The 16,974-nt window shown below is 45.3% G+C and carries 8 protein-coding genes; 4 read left to right on the forward strand and 4 right to left on the reverse strand.

Annotated elements, in window-relative coordinates; all coding sequences use genetic code 11:
• Window positions 1-1,173: tetratricopeptide repeat protein (locus QUA77_RS26210; RefSeq protein WP_333453446.1), on the forward strand; the 1,173-nt coding region annotated here is incomplete at its 5' end.
• A gap of 110 nt (window positions 1,174-1,283) precedes the next feature.
• On the opposite strand, the gene QUA77_RS26215 is transcribed toward QUA77_RS26210, so the two are convergent.
• From QUA77_RS26215 to QUA77_RS26225, 3 genes are all read right to left on the reverse strand, one after another.
• A complete protein-coding gene (locus tag QUA77_RS26215) occupies window positions 1,284-2,558 on the reverse strand; it encodes a carbamoylphosphate synthase large subunit (protein ID WP_333453447.1) in 1,275 nt (424 codons plus the stop codon).
• 206 nt (window positions 2,559-2,764) lie between these two features.
• Window positions 2,765-3,658 (reverse strand): isoaspartyl peptidase/L-asparaginase family protein, encoded by an 894-nt coding sequence (locus QUA77_RS26220; protein WP_333453449.1) that lies wholly within the window; start codon window positions 3,656-3,658, stop codon window positions 2,765-2,767.
• Between the two features lie 636 nt (window positions 3,659-4,294).
• A complete protein-coding gene (locus QUA77_RS26225) occupies window positions 4,295-4,927 on the reverse strand; it encodes an alpha-ketoglutarate-dependent dioxygenase AlkB (RefSeq protein ID WP_333453451.1) in 633 nt (210 codons plus the stop codon).
• Window positions 4,928-5,119: 192 nt separating this feature from the next.
• Between QUA77_RS26225 and QUA77_RS26230 the strand changes: the two genes are divergently transcribed.
• Window positions 5,120-5,314 carry a hypothetical protein gene (locus QUA77_RS26230; RefSeq protein WP_333453453.1) on the forward strand — a complete coding sequence of 65 codons (195 nt, stop codon included), beginning with the start codon at window positions 5,120-5,122 and terminating at the stop codon, window positions 5,312-5,314.
• Window positions 5,315-5,455: 141 nt separating this feature from the next.
• Here QUA77_RS26230 and QUA77_RS26235 read toward each other — a convergent pair whose 3' ends face one another.
• Window positions 5,456-11,200, reverse strand: coding sequence for an AAA family ATPase (locus QUA77_RS26235; RefSeq protein WP_333453455.1), 5,745 nt, complete (start codon window positions 11,198-11,200; stop codon window positions 5,456-5,458).
• 566 nt (window positions 11,201-11,766) lie between these two features.
• Between QUA77_RS26235 and QUA77_RS26240 the strand changes: the two genes are divergently transcribed.
• Window positions 11,767-15,711, forward strand: a complete 3,945-nt coding sequence (locus QUA77_RS26240) for a CHAT domain-containing protein (RefSeq protein ID WP_445242196.1) — start codon at window positions 11,767-11,769, stop codon at window positions 15,709-15,711.
• Between the two features lie 221 nt (window positions 15,712-15,932).
• A partial coding sequence (locus QUA77_RS26245) for a DUF4347 domain-containing protein (RefSeq protein WP_333453457.1) occupies window positions 15,933-16,974 on the forward strand: 1,042 nt, incomplete at its 3' end.

Raw genomic sequence — 16,974 nt, forward strand, 5'->3', positions numbered from 1 at the left:
TACGTCAATCGGGGTATTGTCAAGTCTGACCTTGGGCAAAAAGCAGAGGCAATCTCCGATTATAATCAGGCGATCGAGCTCGATCCCAAATTAGCTGTTGCCTACGTCGAGCGGGGCTATGTCAAGTACGATCTTGGAGAAAAAGAAGAGGCGATATCCGATTATAATCAGGCGATAGAGCTTAACCCCAATTATGCTGATGCCTACTACACTAGGGGTTTAGCTAACTCTGCCCTAGGAAAAACAGAAGAGGCTATCGCAGATCATACGAAGGCGATCGAGCTTAACCCCAACTATTCTGATGCTTACTACACTCGGAGTGTAGCTAACTCTGCCCTAAAAACAGCAGAAGAAATACTCGTAGATTATACTCAGGTGAGCGACCTTAATTACAACAGTGCTAATGCCTACTTCCGTCGAGGTAATTCCAAGTCTGACGTAGGGAAAAAAGCAGAGGCAATCGCAGATTATAATCAGGCGCTCGAACTCAACCCCACAGATGCTGTTGCCTACAACAACCGGGGTTTAGCCAAGTATAATTTAGGAGAAAATGAACAAGCGATCGCAGATTATAATCAGGCGATTCACCTTAATTCTTGCTATGCTGATGCCTACAACAATCGTGGTTTAGCTAAGTCTGCCCTAGGGCAAACAGAAGAAGCAATCGCAGATTATAATCAGGCGCTCGACCTTAATTCTTGCTATGCTGATGCCTACTTAAATCGGGGGTTAGCCAAGTCTGCCCTAGGGCAAAAAGCAGAGGCGATCGCAGATTATAATCAGGCGATTGACATCGATCCCAAACTTGCTGTTGCCTACAACAATCGCGGTAATGCCAAGTCTGCTCTAGGTGAAAAAACACAGGCACTCGCAGATTATAGTAAGGTAATCGAGCTTAATTACTACAATCCTAATCCCTACTACAATCGGGGTTTGACTGAGTATAATCTAGGGGAAAAAGAAGCAGCGATCGCAGATTATAGTAAGGTAATCGAGCTTAGTTACTATAACGCTCATGCCTACTACAATCGTGGTTTAGCCAAGTCTGACCTAGGACAAAAAGCAGAGGCGCTCGCAGATTATCAAAAAGCCGCTGACTTGTACAAGTACCAAGGAAATACAACTGATTACCAAGAGACTATTAACAAAATTCAAGAATTATCAGCAGAGTAGCGAGTTAAAGATTATTTTGAGAAACCGACCGAGTAGATTTTGCCTTGGAAGAATATTTATCCAGCACATTTAATTGAACCGCACAACCGCTGCAATCAGTAGAGTAGATATCAACCAAATTGCTGCAATCCCTTACTGTGCAAATTCTCCTCGATGTGCTGCATTTCCTTCATATCCTCACCCGCAACTATCCCGTAAATTTCCGTGTAGATTTTTCCGTATTTAACCTTCTCTAAAGCTGACAGAATTATCAAGTCCTTGCGAGCGAGTTCTGGTTTCAGCGTGACAAGAATCGATTCCAAAGTCCCATCCATTCGCCAGCTACTGGAATATTGAGCCACCTCCTTTCCCAGCCCCAGTAAGGTATGGCGCTGCACACAAAGCGGAGTCGAGCCATTAACTCGGAAATTGGCATCTATGGCATACAACTGTCCCTCAGAGTCTTCCAGCACGTCGAAGCCAATAACGCCGAAATAACCCTGTTGGTGAGCATATTTACCAATAGTGGCAATCATCTCAAAAAACCTACTCATGTCGGTTTCGCGGTAGTGAATCAGTCCCCCTAAATAGCTGCCCTCTGGGGTGACAAGTTGGCTGGTAGTGCCGATAAGCGTGATATTTCCCGTTTTGCTTACATAGAACTGCACGCAGTAGTTCTGCACTTCATTCTTGACAAATTCCGAGACAATAATCGTATCCAGCAACTTGATATCCAGATATTTCCTCACTTCCTGCAAGCAGTAGTTCAGATCGCTGGCGCTTTTGATAATATAAGTGCCTTCTCCAGAAAGTCCGTGCGATGTTTTAATCAAGTAGGGGAATTGCTCTGGTAACTGAATGCTTTCGAGATTGACTTCGTGCAGATTGTAGGTTTGGTATTTCGGACATTGCACGCGTAATTCTGCTAGCGTGGCTTTGCTGAGCAAGTGGTAGTGGATGTCAGGATGGACGGCGTGTTTTTCTGGTTTGAGATTGTCAAAGGGAAATAGAGTGAGGAGTTTGTCAAAGCGATCGCTTACGCTGAGATCTTCGAGATAAGTTGAGCAGTCTATCATCTCCATACTGCTGTAGCTGAAGCCAAAATGCTCCCGCCAATAATCCATCAGCGAGTTCGGCGGCTGATTAATCACAATCCCTGGGATGGCATCGCCTAACACAGCCAGATTTTTCCAAGGTTCCTTCTGACCAATCTTGTCGAAAGAAGTTTTGGTGGCTTCACTGCTGCCGTCTTGAATAAAGTATTTTTTTCTGTTGGGGTAAGCAGCCCAACTGGCAGTTGCAGGGTAATTTAGGATGAACGCATAACGTGCATCTGTGATGTCTGCAGCAAACAAATCAGAAAGAGAATTACCCTGAAAGTAAGGAAAGTCGTATGTTGAGTTCATAAGAAGAAACCTTCAAGTCGAGTTTGAATTGAACTGTTTTGCCTGCCACTAAGTAGCTCGACACAATTAAAAGTAGGGTGGGCAATGCCCGCCCTACAAATTGAAAAAATGTTTATTGATGTCCAGCTACTTAATACCTAGGAAACAAGATATTAGTTGCGGAATTTTAACACTCTCCAACTAGGGAGAATGCAACCTCAATAATTTCAATGATGGACGAGTTGTTTTTTCTTAGTGAACACAGCCACCTTGTCCATTGCTGACGTTCTATAAGCACAAGCCATGTCCGTTGAATTATGCGCCCAGCCAACCCGCCCTTGAGGGTCTATGAGGATGCACCCAGCTTCTCCTGCCACCTTAGATGCCAGAGTCTCAATTGCCTTCTGCGCTGCTTCATCTGGGTGCTTGCCGGACGCTAGAATGTCGATCGCCGTCTTAGCCAGAACTACTGGTATAATCGACTCGCCATCGCCTGTGGTCGAGCAAGCGCCTTGTTCATTTTCAGCAAACAAGCCTGAGCCGATAATGGCGCTGTCGCCGACGCGACCGGCGGGCTTATTCATAGTGCCGCCTGTTGAGGTACCCGCAACTAAGATGCCGCTGCTGTCCAAAGCTACACAACCAACGGTATTGGGGCGGTCAATAACTTCTTTTTCCTCCTCCCACTCTTCCTGTTGCTCATCCGCGATTAAGTCTTCTTTTTTACACATCTCGGCTCCATTTTCGGCCGCAAAATGTTCTGCGTGATCCGCTACTAAGAACATGGGTTTTTTATCCATAATCTTTCGCGCCACGGAGATGGGATGGCGCACCCCTTTAACATTTGCGAGGGCTCCCCAAGCTAATGAACCGCCTTCCATCATCGCTGCGTCTAGCTCTACCTCTCCCTTGCTGTTGAGAACCGATCCAAAGCCTGCGTTAAATGTCTGGTCAGCTTCCAGAACCCGGATAGCTGCCTCAACAGCTTCTGCTGCTGTACCCCCGCTTGTGAGCACTGCCCAACCAGCTTCTGCTGCTGCGGTACAGCCTGCATTGTTGGCTGCAACCTTGTCTTGTGTGATGGTTTTTGCTCCACCGTGAACAATAATACTCAGTACCATAAATTTCCTTTTTTTATCTTAAGCTCTACTTAAAAATTCCTTATATCATTCGTTATATTAATCAATTTATTATAAGCTATTTTCAAGTAGTTTCTTTGATGCTAGTTATATAGCCTAGCTGTGTTGAATTTATGGTTCGTCTATCTTCAGATATAATTATTTTTGTCGAGATTTGTATTCCTCCCGATCTAGCTATTTACGAATTATTAATATAGATGATACTAAACTTATGTCAATAGTTTGATCACATTTAGCTTCGAGTTAGTTATGGAAATTGAAAGAGTTAGGGAGTAAAGATGAGGTAAAACTTAAGGGAATGCACTACACCTTAACAGGCAAAATCGGTAAACGTGAAGAATGAGACTTTGAGAGAAAAGAAGTGCGATCGACCTTCACATCACTCTGAGCCTTTCTGCTGACCAGCCAAAAACCCGCGCAGCCGCAACAAACTAGCCGTTTGATCGAGGTTCAGCCTTAGCAGCGGCACTCCCGTGCGATCGCTAATTCGGCGGTACTGTTATTGCTGTGCGAAAATCGCTACTTTTACTGTTAACAAAAGTTGCAATATCTTTTTATTAAAACCGCAAGTAAAGCCATATAAACGCATAGGAAAATTACCAATTACCATTAATTCATTTAGCTTACTTTCCTAAAAGTAAGGTTAATTCTTGGTTCAGTAACTTTGGCTGATTTCGGGATTTGGTGTTGCCAAAAATGCTGAGTTACTCCTTTCATCAGCAGGAGGCTTCCAGGAGTTAATTGAATTTCTAATTTCGTTTCTTTTTGGTATTTGTGCCTGAGCATAAAACGACGAGTAGCCCCAAAACTTACAGAACCGATCGCTGGGTTTTCACCAAGTTCTGATTCATCATCACTGTGCCAAGCTACGCTATCTTTGCCGTCACGATATAGATTAAGCAACACGCTGTTAAACAATGTACCTGCTATTGCTTCTATCTTAGATTTGATTGTTATGAGTGTAGGTGTCCATAAATTAGGCTCCATTTTTATTTTGGAGTAAGTGTAAGATTTACCTGCATCTCCGTACCATGCGCTAAGTCGCGGTATAGCGACTTGCTTGCCAAAAAGCAGAGCCACCTCTTGCTTCCAATTAATAGTGCCGTACAATTCCGCAAATATCTGGTTGCTCTCATTGTTATTGAAGAAGTCGCGGTACATGATTATTTCGGCATCAGGCAGAGATAATTGCTGACCGTGCTTCTGGCTTTCTGCTTTTGGCTCTTCCCACAATGAAAGTTGAGTATACATAAATCTGCTCGCTGATTACGTTTTACTGAAATTTATAAATATACAGTTTTTGACACAAGCACTGCCCAGCTTTACTATTAATCATCTAAAGCTAATTTTAGCATTTTAACAAGAAAAGGAGAATTACTTTTCCCAAACTTATAGCTAATGTTGCATACCGAATTGGGCGAAAAGTATAGGATATGTTTCGGTATGTTTTTACACAGGGACATAAGTTTAGATAATGCCAGAAAAATTCGGTTACTCTTGCTTTTGCCTTCCTTGCGCGCGATCGCTGCTGTGATGGATCTTGACCTAATCCTCGTCCTCAATGAAGCGATCGCCCTTCACATCACTCTGAGGCTTTCTGCTTACCCGCCAAAAACTCCCGCAGCCGCAACAAACTAGCCGTTTACTCCAAATTCAGCGCTAGCAGCCACACTCCCTCCAACCGAGACTGCACCCAACCGTCGCCTCAATACCACTCGTGAAAAATGAAAATGAGAGCCCCCTCCAACAATGTAGCGATCGAGTTTGGGACTGTTCCAATTAATCTAAATTGTGTAGCAGATCTTTAATTTTTGTGCTGCGACTCATCAATGCAGACTGACAGCGTTCCCAATAAATCTTAGAGACGCGATCGCCCGGATTCTGACCCCAACACTCGGCAAACATCCCAGCCGCCTCAGCTAACTTCCCTTGCAAGTAATTTGCCCTCGCTTCTGCAAACAATTCCAGCGTAGCTAACTTGCCTGCTTTGATTTCTGGCGTGTCAGCATCAAACACCTCATAAACTGTTACTAATTCAGATTTTCCCTTGACTTTTACCGTATCGAGGGTGCGGATTGCGTACAGAGATGGATTTTCTAAACGCGAGTAAGTTGACTGGGTGATTAATAGCGACACCCCATAATTTTTCGTCAAACTTTCCACCCGAGAAGCTAAATTCACCGCATCGCTGATTACCGTCCCGTCCATGCGATTTGGTCCGCCCACCGTTCCCAGCATCAAAGTTCCAGTATTGATGCCAATCCCAATCTGAATCGGTGGATAACCACAATTGGCGCGATTTTGATTGTATTCAACGAGGCAGTCCAACATGGCAATTCCCGCTTTCACAGCATTATCCGCCTCGCCGCTAAACAGCGCCATAATCGCATCGCCAATATATTTATCAATAAACCCGTTATTTTCATTAATAACGGGTTCCATACGAGAAAGATAGGAATTGATAAATTTGAAATTCTCCTCCGGCGTCATACTTTCCGAGAGCGTGGTAAAATCGCGAATGTCAGAAAAAAGTACCGACATTTCTAACTCCACCTGATCGCCCAATTCCACATCAATAATGCTTGATTTATCTAAAAAGTGGAGGAATTGATTGGGGACGAAGCGCTCGTAAGCTTTGTTTAGTTGGAACAGTTCATTGGTAAATCTAATGCGCTCTGTTTCGGCTTTTTTACGCTCCGTGATATCTTGAAAGGCTACAATTGCATAAGAAATGTTGTCATTTTCATCATAAATTGGTGTACCCCAACCCTCGATCGGAATAATCTTGTTTCCTTGGTGGATTTCCATATCCTCAGCGGTGGCATTTTCGCCCTTCAGCGCTCGCACAATCGGCAATTCAGCATAGGGATATTCCTGCTCTGTTCCAGCTTTATAGACTTGATAAACATCTGGTATTTGCTCGCTGGTGACGTTAGGAAGAACTCCTTTACCTAATAATTGAATAGCTGCGCGATTACTATAGTAAAATTGGCCAGAAGCATCCAGCACTGACACCCCCACTGGAATTGCTTCTAAAAATTGAGCGAGTCTGTTCTCACTTTCGCGGACTTCTGTATAAAGCTTAGAATTTTGGATCGAGATCGCCGCCTGTCCAGATAACACTTTTAATAATTCCACTCTTTCTGGGGTAAAAGCTCCGGCTGTGAGATTATTTTCTAGGTAAACAATACTAATGATTTGAGATTGATTAATCAGCGGCACACATAAAATTGATTTGAGCTGATGCTTTTGGATGTAGGGGTCGTTGGTAAATTGTCCCTCTCCGGCAGCATCATCTAGTACCACGCTTTCTTGAGTGCGGACCACATAATTAACAATCGCTTTGGAAAGTTTTTGACAATTTTCAACGGGGATTGACTTCAACACAGTGACGAGTTCGGAATTTATTTTCCCTTCAGCTTCAATTAACAGTTTTCCCTGGGTTGATAAAATTAGATATCCTCTTTGTGCCCCGGCACTTTCCATCAAAATCTTCATCAAGCTCGACATTAGCTTATCTAGCATTATTTCACCGGAAATCGCCTGAGAAGCTTTCATTACTGTGGTGATATCTAAGTTAGATTCCGAACCAGTTGTCGTCACTCTTGCGGTATTTTTAGTGTTTTTATTTCTCGGTTGAATGGGTTTTAATAACTCGGGATATCGCGTTTCTAAATCTTTTACCTTAGCAGATACTCCCCATTGAACATAACAATAATATGCCTCAATCATGTAGGTTTGAGCAAGTTTCTCTTTACCCCATTTCCAGTAAAATTTGGCTGCGAGTTCATTAGCTAGTGCTTCTTCGTTGAGGAATTTATTTTCTTTGGCTCCTGAAATGGCGCGATCGTACATTTCAATTGCCTCAGCTTTATTGCCCAATGCTCGATGCTTTTCTGCCTCAACTAAATACCATTTATGCAGATGATTCATCGGAGCATTTTGGGCCCACTGTTGCAGAATAGTTTGATGGGTTTCCATCAGGGCAAGAATTTCAGCTTGCTTCGTTTCTGGCTGTGTGGGAAACACCGCCAGGTAGGCGAGAGCAGCATAGAAATGGAAAATGGGAACAAAAACCAATCCCGATACTGCCATTAAATACTCTTGGCCTTGGGCAATGTGGTCTAGGGAAGCAGTGTAGTTGGCCCATGAGTATGCAAGCAGTAGTTTGTAGATATAGGCAATGGCGATCGCAGAGAGTTCATTATTCTGATGGTGCTTGGGAATCATCACCGTTTCATCGTAGGCATATCCAATTAAGCAATCCGGTTGATTCACGACCTCCCTCCAGTTCTGCACCACCTGCCGCGTCATATCCACATAAGTCTGGGCAGAATATTGTTTCACTTGAGCCAAGGCAGCGCTGTAACCTGCTATTTCTGGTTCCCAAGTGTCTAGTTCTACCCCACCAAAAAAGTTGGCATAAAAGTAAATACTTATGTTGTAGCCAGCGTTGAGAAAATCACCAGTTTCCATGCCCGCCGTATGACCATTTTTTAGCGTCGGTATCGTTGCCCTCAGAGATTCTTGGCGATGCTGAGTAAAGCACGCAAACAGAAGTAGAGTTATTGACTTGAATTCTTGCACATTGAACCGATCTAGCAATAAGAGTGCCAATTGCCCAAAGTCATAGCCCGTTTCTACATCTCCCAAAAAGGCACACAACACCATGCCGTGAAGCGCATACCCCACCGTCGATGCGGGTGCATTCCCAAACTGAAGGGATAAAGTCACCATCGTCGAGCTAAGTAGGGGCAGCAAACTGGGCATTCCCTGGAGACAAGTTGCAAACAATATTCCTAACAATTGCATAGCTGCCTGAGTCTGGGAATTGGTCATCACAGCCAGGTCAACCAGTTCTTCAATCTGTCTACCCTGGAGTTGGTTAGCAAGGTTTTTTAACGCTTTGCCAATTAAAGCTTCGTCAGGCTGGGTGGGTAGATCAATCCCCAATTGCAAGAGTGCATCTCTGGCTACTGCGATCGCTTCTAATATTTTGCCCTGGGCTGTCTGTGCGGCAATTTGAATTTCGTAAATTTTGATTTTGTCTAAGATTGTCTGTGCATTCTGTAACACCGGTGCTGCCATCTTTTCCATGCCATCAAAGTCACCATTTAAATAAGCGGCTTCGGCGGAGGCAACATATAGATTTAGCGTCAATTCATACTGGCGTTGCCAACAGTTGGCTGTTAGTAGCTCAATGCCTGTTTGCAGATAGATAGTTGCCGCAGCGTAGGCGTTAGAATTTCTAGCTTTCCGTCCGGCTACCAAGTTGAGTTGTGCTAAGGCTTCCCTCTCTTTTAGTTGGACGATTAGCTCTTGACTTAGATTCAAATGTCCCACAACATCAAAGAGTTTTTCTTCTCTTTCCCTCTCCGAAGATTTTTCTAGCAGTAACTGTCCCATTTTGAGATGAGTGGCTTGTTTTTGGTCGCTGGGAATCAATGAATAAGCCGCTTGCTGGACGCGATCGTGCAGGAAGCGATAAGTTGGATTGGTAATAGACTCAGTATGGGATCGATCATCTGTTGGAATGAAGCATTTATAGCCTTCTGTAATGGGTAAAATGAGTTCTTCTTGCAAGGCTTTCCATAGTGCTGATGCTGTTTGTTCGGGTAATTCTTCGTTGACTATTGCCAATGTATCTAAATCAAACTGCGCCCCAATGCAAGCCGCCAATTTTAGAACATCCTGAGTTTTGGCAGGCAACTTCTGCAATTGCACCGCCATAAACTCCACCACATCCGAGGCGTGGGTAAGTCTAGCTTGAGCAATATCGCACTGCCAATGCCGTACATCCCAGTCAAAGATAATTTGGCCATCTTCATGCAATGCCTTGAGGAATTGAGTAGAGAAAAAGGGATTACCTTGGGTTTTTTGATAAACCAGTTCTGTCAAGGGTTCGGCCAAGGATAAATTACAAATCAGCGTATCTGCTACCAACTGATTGAGATCTCTTTGGCTCAACGGTTGCAGGGTAATAGTATTCACCACTGCCCCAGACTTGATAATCTCATCCACCGTCAACATAAACGGATGAGTAGGTGACACCTCATTATCCCGATAAGCACCCAACACCAACAGATGCCCCCTATCCTGCATTAACAGTTGTAGCAACTTCATGGATGCCGAATCTGCCCACTGCAAATCATCCAAAAACATCACTAAGGGATGTTCGGCTGTAGTAAATACTTGCACAAACTTTTGCATCAGCAAATTAAAGCGATTTTGGGCGGCAGTCCCCGACAGTTCTAGTGCAGGACTTTGAGCGCCAATGATGCGTTCTAATTCAGGAATTACCTCAATTAGCACTTGCCCGCTATCACCTAATGCTGTCAGAATATTGGTTCTCCATGTGTATAATTGAGCATCACTTTCTGATAATAATTGCCCCATCAATTCCCGAAATGCTTGCACAAATGCACTGAAAGGAATATTGCGCTGGAATTGGTCGTATTTGCCTTTGATAAAATAGCCCCGCTGTCGGGCGATCGGCTTGTGGACTTCGTTCACTACTGCGGTTTTACCAATTCCGGAAAAGCCAGCTACTAGCATCATTTCGGCGCTACCTGTACTGACTCGTTCAAAGGCTGCTAATAGACTAGAAACTTCATTTTCTCTGCCGTAAAGCTTTTCGGGAATCAGGAAACGGTCGGTAATATCCCGCATTCCCAAGGCAAACAGCTCAATGTTACCCGTTGCTTGTAATTGAACCAGACACCTTTCTAGATCATGCTTTAGCCCCCCTGCTGTCTGATAGCGCTTTTCCGCATTTTTCGCCATCAATTTACTGACAAGTTCAGACACAATTACGGGAACTTCTGGCTCGATTTCGTGCGGAGGAACTGACTGTCTAGCAATGTGGCAGTGAACCAGTTCTAAAGCGTCTTCTGTATCAAAAGGCAGTTTTCCTGTCAGCAATTGGTAAAATGTGACGCCGAGCGAGTAAAAGTCAGTGCGGTAATCGAGAGAGCGATTCATTCTGCCTGTTTGTTCGGGTGAAATATAGGCTAAGGTTCCTTCTAAAATGTTGGGGTTTTTCAGGGTTGGCGTTTCTCGCGTTAACTGAGTAGAAATGCCAAAGTCAATAATTTTTAATTGTTTCGTTTCCGGGTTGTAAACAATATTAGAAGGGTTAATATCTTTGTGGATGATGTTTGCCCTGTGAATTTGCCCTAAAATTTCAGTTGTGGCAATAGCGAGGATCAAAAATTCTTCTAGAGTAAACTTTCGCTGCTGCATCCAAATTGTCAAGGATTCGCCGCCAAAGTCCTCCACAAACATCACGAGGCTGTTTTGGTATTTTTGCAAGTCATAAACTCGCACCACTCCCACCTCTGTCAACTCTCGGGTGATGCGGTATTCGGTGCGGTAGCGCACCAATTCTTCAGGTGTGGGGTAGCTTTCTTTGAGCAGTTTGAGGATAATCGGCTGGTTATCTGCTTCCCGAATCGCCCGGTAAACTAGAGAGTTGGCGCTTTCATAGAGAAGTGTCACAACGGTAACGCCTGGAATCGAGAGCATATTGATTTTTTTGCTAAAAATTAACGCTAAGTCAAAAGGCACCAGCTTTGTCTAGAGCATAGCGCGTTACAAAAGCAAAAATAAGGTTTGTTAACAAATGTTGAGTTTTTTCGCTAATAGCCTGCAAATACTTTGTTGTAGTCCCGATTTCGATCGCCTAGTGGGTAGGATGCCTCAGCAGTCGATCGCACTTTTGCTTTGATTTTCAGCCCACATTACGCAGCCTGGAGTGTGACACAGCATAATTACGCAGAAAACTCTATTTTTAAAATAATAAATTATGGCTTTAAAACGTTTTTTATCAGTTAATGTACGGCATAAAACTACAAATTATAGCTTTATTGCTGGATAAAAATAAGTAAAAACCGATCGTGAGAGTTGAGAGTGCAGAATGTGATTTTCAGGTAAAGCAACCGCCCTGATGGTGACGAGGTTCTTAATCGCTAAGTTTACGCCGCAGTTGACCGCACTGAGCAACTAATACCTTAAAGTTATAATTGTCCGATACGTGCTCTGGCAGCTCAAACCTAATGAAACTAGCCTTCTTTTCTATACAGGGTGCTGCAATGCTAGCGATCGCAGCCACTATTTTGAGTACAGCGGCGGTAGAAGGACAACCCATTGTTCCCGCACCCGATCGCACTGGCACTACAGTCACGCCTAGCGGCGATCGCTTCAATATCACAGGCGGCCAAACTTCTAGAGATGGAGCGAATCTTTTCCACAGTTTTCAACAGTTTGGGCTTAGCGAAGGGCAGATTGCTAATTTTATTTCTACTCCCGCTATTCGCAACATCTTAGGACGGGTAGTAGGCGGCAATCCTTCTATTATTAACGGTTTAATTCAAGTAAGTGGCGGCAATCCTAACCTATTTTTAATCAATCCTTCGGGCATTATCTTTGGTCCTAATGCTAGCTTGAATCTTCCGGCTGCTTTTACAGCTACTACTGCTACTAACATCGGCTTTGATTCCGGTTTGTTCAATGTTGCCGAAGCGACGAATGATTACAGTACGCTGATAGGAAATCCAAACACTTTTTACTTTAATATCAGCCAACCGGGAAGTATCCTCAATGCAGGTAATTTAGCTGTTTTGCCGGAACAAAGTATAACTTTAATTGGCGGCACAGTTGTCAACACTGGTTCCCTCAATGCTACCCAAGGTAATATTATTGTCGCTGCTGTTCCCGGTGAGAATGGTGTTCGGATTAGTCAACAAGGGCATTTATTAAGTTTAGAAATAGGAGCTATTGACGGGGGATTGTTGGCACAGAATGGGCAATTATCTCTGCCTTTGTCTCTTCCGCAATTGCTTGCGGGCGCAGGTAGGAACTCTGCTACTGGTATCTCCGTTAACGGTGCAGGAGAAGTGGTTTTGACGGCGGGTTTGAAGGTGGAAAGCGGGGATGTGGCGATCGCTAGTTCTACTGTTAATAGTCAGAATGCTACACTCTCGGCAGCACGTAATCTCACTTTGGTAGAAAGCCAGGTACTTACTGAGAAGAACTTGTATCTGTTGGCAGGAGATACGGTGCGGGTGCGGGATGGAAATAACGCTTTCAGGGCGATCGCGGGCGGCAATCTTACTATACAAGGCAATCAAAATATTGATATCTTTGCGCTAAATTACCCTAGCCCTGCATTCCAATCCTCCGGGGATATCACATTATTGAGCAATGGCAATGTTTCGGGTGACGCTCACTTCGCTGCGGGTGGTAATGTAAGTATTCTCACATTGTCTGGCAACGGCGGCAGTTTTGTGAGTTTGTACGACCCGATTATTAGCTCGGATGGAGATGTGAGATTTGGTGATTATACTGGAACCTCACTTAAGGTAGAAGCAAAAGGTGCGATCGCGGCGGGAGATATTACTATCACTGGGCCAGATACTACTTTGTCAGGTTCCGCCGATCCAGATGCGGCGGTGCTTTCAGGTAGTGCAGCTTTAATTCTGCGCTCGGGCGTTTCGACTTTGGCGAATACTGCGAATTCGACTTTGGCGAATACTGCGAATCTGCCGCCGAATGTCACCGAAGGGGAGACATTTTTTGCTTCACCGGGTGTTGCTTCGGGCAATAGCATCGGAGTGGGAGCGATTTCGACAGCAGGCGGGCCTGTGATTTTGGAATCAGCAGGGGACATTGGGCTGGATGTGATCGCCACTTCTGGTGGCAATATTACCCTCAAAGCTGCTACCGACATCGCCGTTACAGGCACTCTCCAGTCTACTGGCGGCAGTATTGACCTCACGGCTGGCAATCTTCTCACAGTCAGCGGCACTTTTACAGATAGTAACGGTGTAAATGCGAGCATTTCCAGCGCTAATAATGGCACGGGCGGCGGCGCGATCGCGATTAGTCACGCGGGGGGCACGACTACACCTTTTATTGTCGGCGATGCGACAACCAATGGGACGACAGGAGCGATCGCATCAGGTTCGGAGACAATTTCGCCACAGTTCGCGGTGCCAATGACACCTAGCACTTACACTCAGGGCAATATTACTATCATTACTTCCGCGCCATCTCCAACGCCGGAACCTACACCATCTCCAACGCCGGAACCAACACCATCTCCAACACCATCACCTACGCCGGAACCAACACCATCTCCAACACCATCACCTACGCCGGAACCGACACCATCTCCAACGCCGGAACCTACACCATCTCCAACGCCGGAACCAACACCGGAACCTACACCATCACCTACGCCGGAACCGACACCATCTCCTACACCATCACCTACGCCGGAACCGACACCATCTCCAACTGCACAAGCAACACCGGAACCGACACCATCTCCAACTGCACAAGCAACACCGGAACCGACACCATCTCCAACCCCACAGCCAACGGCATCCCCATCACCTGCGCCATCTTTAATACCAGAACCAACGCCATCACCCGCACCATCTTTAATACCAGAACCAACGCCATCACCCGCGCCATCTTTAATACCAGAACCAACGCCCTCACCTGCGCCAATTCCACAAGCAATACCGTCTCCGATATTGCTTGGGCCCTCCATTGCGCCTGAAATGCTAGCGCCGATGCCATTACCTACTCCGACACCAACTTTATCTCCGTCTCTTGATGCCACCTTCCCTTTACCGGATATTTCAATTACCAACGCGATCGCGCAATCAGCTAACAGCAACAGCAACAGCAATAGCAACAGCAACGCGGCAGTTTCCGACTCAAGATCCCCTCTAGAAAGCAAAACGAACCAAGCCGGAATCATTCTAAATACGGTTAGTCTTAGCGATATCACACAACAGATTGATAAAGGCGATATCCCTCAAGCCAGTTTATTTGTCGATATCTTCTATAGCGAACAAGTAGGGTCATACGTCAACCAGCAAGTCAGGGGCGATTTGCAATCTTTTACGGCTATACAGCAAATAACTAGAACGATCGCTAGCCAAACAAATACTAAGCCAGCCATTATCTACGCCTTAGCCCGCCCTGAACAATTAGACTTGATTATCGTTCCCCCTACTGGTTTCCCAATTCATAAAAGCATCCCCGCCGCCCGGCGCGAAACTCTGATGCAAGTCGCCGCCAATTTCAGGCAAGAACTCCTTAATCCTATAAAAGTCAATACTCAGACGTATTTGCCAGCATCCCAGCAACTCTATCAGTGGATAATTGCCCCCTTAGAAGCCGAGTTAAAAGCTCAAGGTATCGACACCCTACTTTTTAGTATGGATGCGGGATTGCGATCGCTCCCCTTAGCTGCCCTCCATGATGGTTCTCAATTTCTAGTAGAAAAATACAGCATGGGACTTATTCCCAGCGTCAACTTGACCGATACTAACTATGAAAGCCTTAAAAATGCTGAAGTTTTAGCAATGGGGGCCTCGCAATTTACCGATAACAAACCTTTGCCAGCAGTGCCCGCAGAACTTGAGGCTATTGCCTCCGAATGGAAAAGCGAATCCTTCCTCAACCAAACCTTTACTCTCAACAATCTGAGGTCGCAAGGCACCACCCAAGCCTTTCGCATTATTCACCTCGCCACTCACGGAGAGTTTAAGTCAGGAGCAGCGAGCAATTCTTACATTCAGTTATCAGACACCAGGCTAACACTCGATCGCGTGCGCGAACTAGGGTGGAATCAGCCGCCTAAAGTTGAGTTATTGGTGTTGAGCGCTTGTAAAACTGCTGTGGGTGATGATGACACCGAATTAGGTTTTGCGGGGTTAGCTGTGCAAGCGGGGGTGAAGTCAGTTTTGGCGAGTCTTTGGTACGTCAGCGATGAAGGTACTTTAGGGTTAATGGCTGAATTTTACCATCACTTAAAGGTCGCGCCTATTAAAGCCGAAGCCTTGCGGCAGGCTCAAATTGCTATGCTCAAAGGTCAAGTTCGCATTGAAAATGGCCGTTTAATTTTGTCAAACTTAAATAAGGAGTTAGAATTGCCGCCAGAATTAGCTGAACTGACTAATGTAAATCTCTCCCATCCTTATTATTGGGCGGGATTTACGATGATTGGAAGTCCTTGGTAATGTTATGATCTCATTTCCCAGTACATGAGAACTATGTAATTTGTGGTGCGGGCCGGAGAGCCCGCGATTCTCTAGGATAGTGCGCTTTCCGGCCTGCTTTACTTATAAACTTATAATGCCGATGCCACCGGATTTGATCTGACTCGCCATTAGATGCTAATGAGTGCATAAGTCCTATTTGAATGAGACATATAATACTTAAAGAATAAAGAGGGAGCATAATGACACAGCAAAAAATTCTTTCAATTCTAGTCTTTATTGACTCAAATGTTGAAGATTACCAGAGTTTAATTAGCGGCGTTTCTCCAAAGGGTAAAGTAATTATTCTAGATGAAACGCGGGATGGCATTGAGCAAATTACTCAAAGGCTCGCAATTGAAAAAAATATAGAAGCAATACATATTATCTCTCACGGCAGTCCAGGTGTCGTACAACTCGGCGCAAATACACTCAACAGCAGCAATATAGAAAGTTTCGGTCATCAACTCAAACAGTGGCGCAAAGCATTAACAAATGGTGCTGATATTCTCCTTTATGGCTGTAATATCGCCGCCGATGTATCGGTGAAAATTGACAGCCCCGACATCTCCCACATCCCCCACACTCACCACATCCGCCAGGGGTTAAAACCCCTGTCTCATAGCTTAAGTCGGTTGAAACCGACTCAAGACAATCAAGACAATTTATTTATTCAGTCCTCTTCAGAGAACTTTCGCTATCAGACGGGGGTTTTAGCCTTCGACGGGACTGGTGTTAAATCGACTGGTGTTAAGCCCACAAAACCTAACCACTTCCTCCAACGTCTGAGTGAATTAACTGGTGCTGACATCGCCGCCTCTGCCAACCCTACGGGCAATGCCAAACTAGGCGGAGATTGGGAACTGGAAGTACAAATCGGCTCCATCGAAGCAACACCGATTCAGGCTTTAGCCTACAGCCACACCCTAGCAGCCACCGCTAACCCAGACAGCAAAGCCATTACAGTCAACTCACCCCAAGTTAGCATTAGCATCGACGTGCTCGCCAACGACACCGGGAGTTCCCGCGTCTCGGTGAATAGCATCACTACCGCCCCCACCAACGGCACCGCCATCATCAACGACTGGATATATGCGGGCGGCAATTTCACCACCATCGGGGGACAAGCCCGCAACAGAATCGCTCGGTTGAATAGCGATGGGAGTGTGGATGCTACCTTCAACCCGAATGCGAATAGTACAGTCAGAGCGATCGCCCTAGACAGCAGCGGCAACCCCATAGTGG

Source organism: Microcoleus sp. K5-D4 (assembly GCF_036704575.1).
Classification (GTDB): Bacteria; Cyanobacteriota; Cyanobacteriia; order Cyanobacteriales; family Microcoleaceae; genus Microcoleus.

Excerpts from the sequence above, each read along its gene's own strand:
- QUA77_RS26220 (WP_333453449.1), bottom strand. The coding sequence starts at position 3,658 with ATGGTACTGAGTATTATTGTTCACGGTGGAGCAAAAACCATCACACAA.
- QUA77_RS26235 (WP_333453455.1), bottom strand. The coding sequence starts at position 11,200 with ATGCTCTCGATTCCAGGCGTTACCGTTGTGACACTTCTCTATGAAAGC.
- QUA77_RS26215 (WP_333453447.1), bottom strand. The coding sequence starts at position 2,558 with ATGAACTCAACATACGACTTTCCTTACTTTCAGGGTAATTCTCTTTCT.
- QUA77_RS26230 (WP_333453453.1), top strand. The coding sequence starts at position 5,120 with ATGTTTTTACACAGGGACATAAGTTTAGATAATGCCAGAAAAATTCGG.
- QUA77_RS26225 (WP_333453451.1), bottom strand. The coding sequence starts at position 4,927 with ATGTATACTCAACTTTCATTGTGGGAAGAGCCAAAAGCAGAAAGCCAG.
- QUA77_RS26240 (WP_445242196.1), top strand. The coding sequence starts at position 11,767 with ATGCTAGCGATCGCAGCCACTATTTTGAGTACAGCGGCGGTAGAAGGA.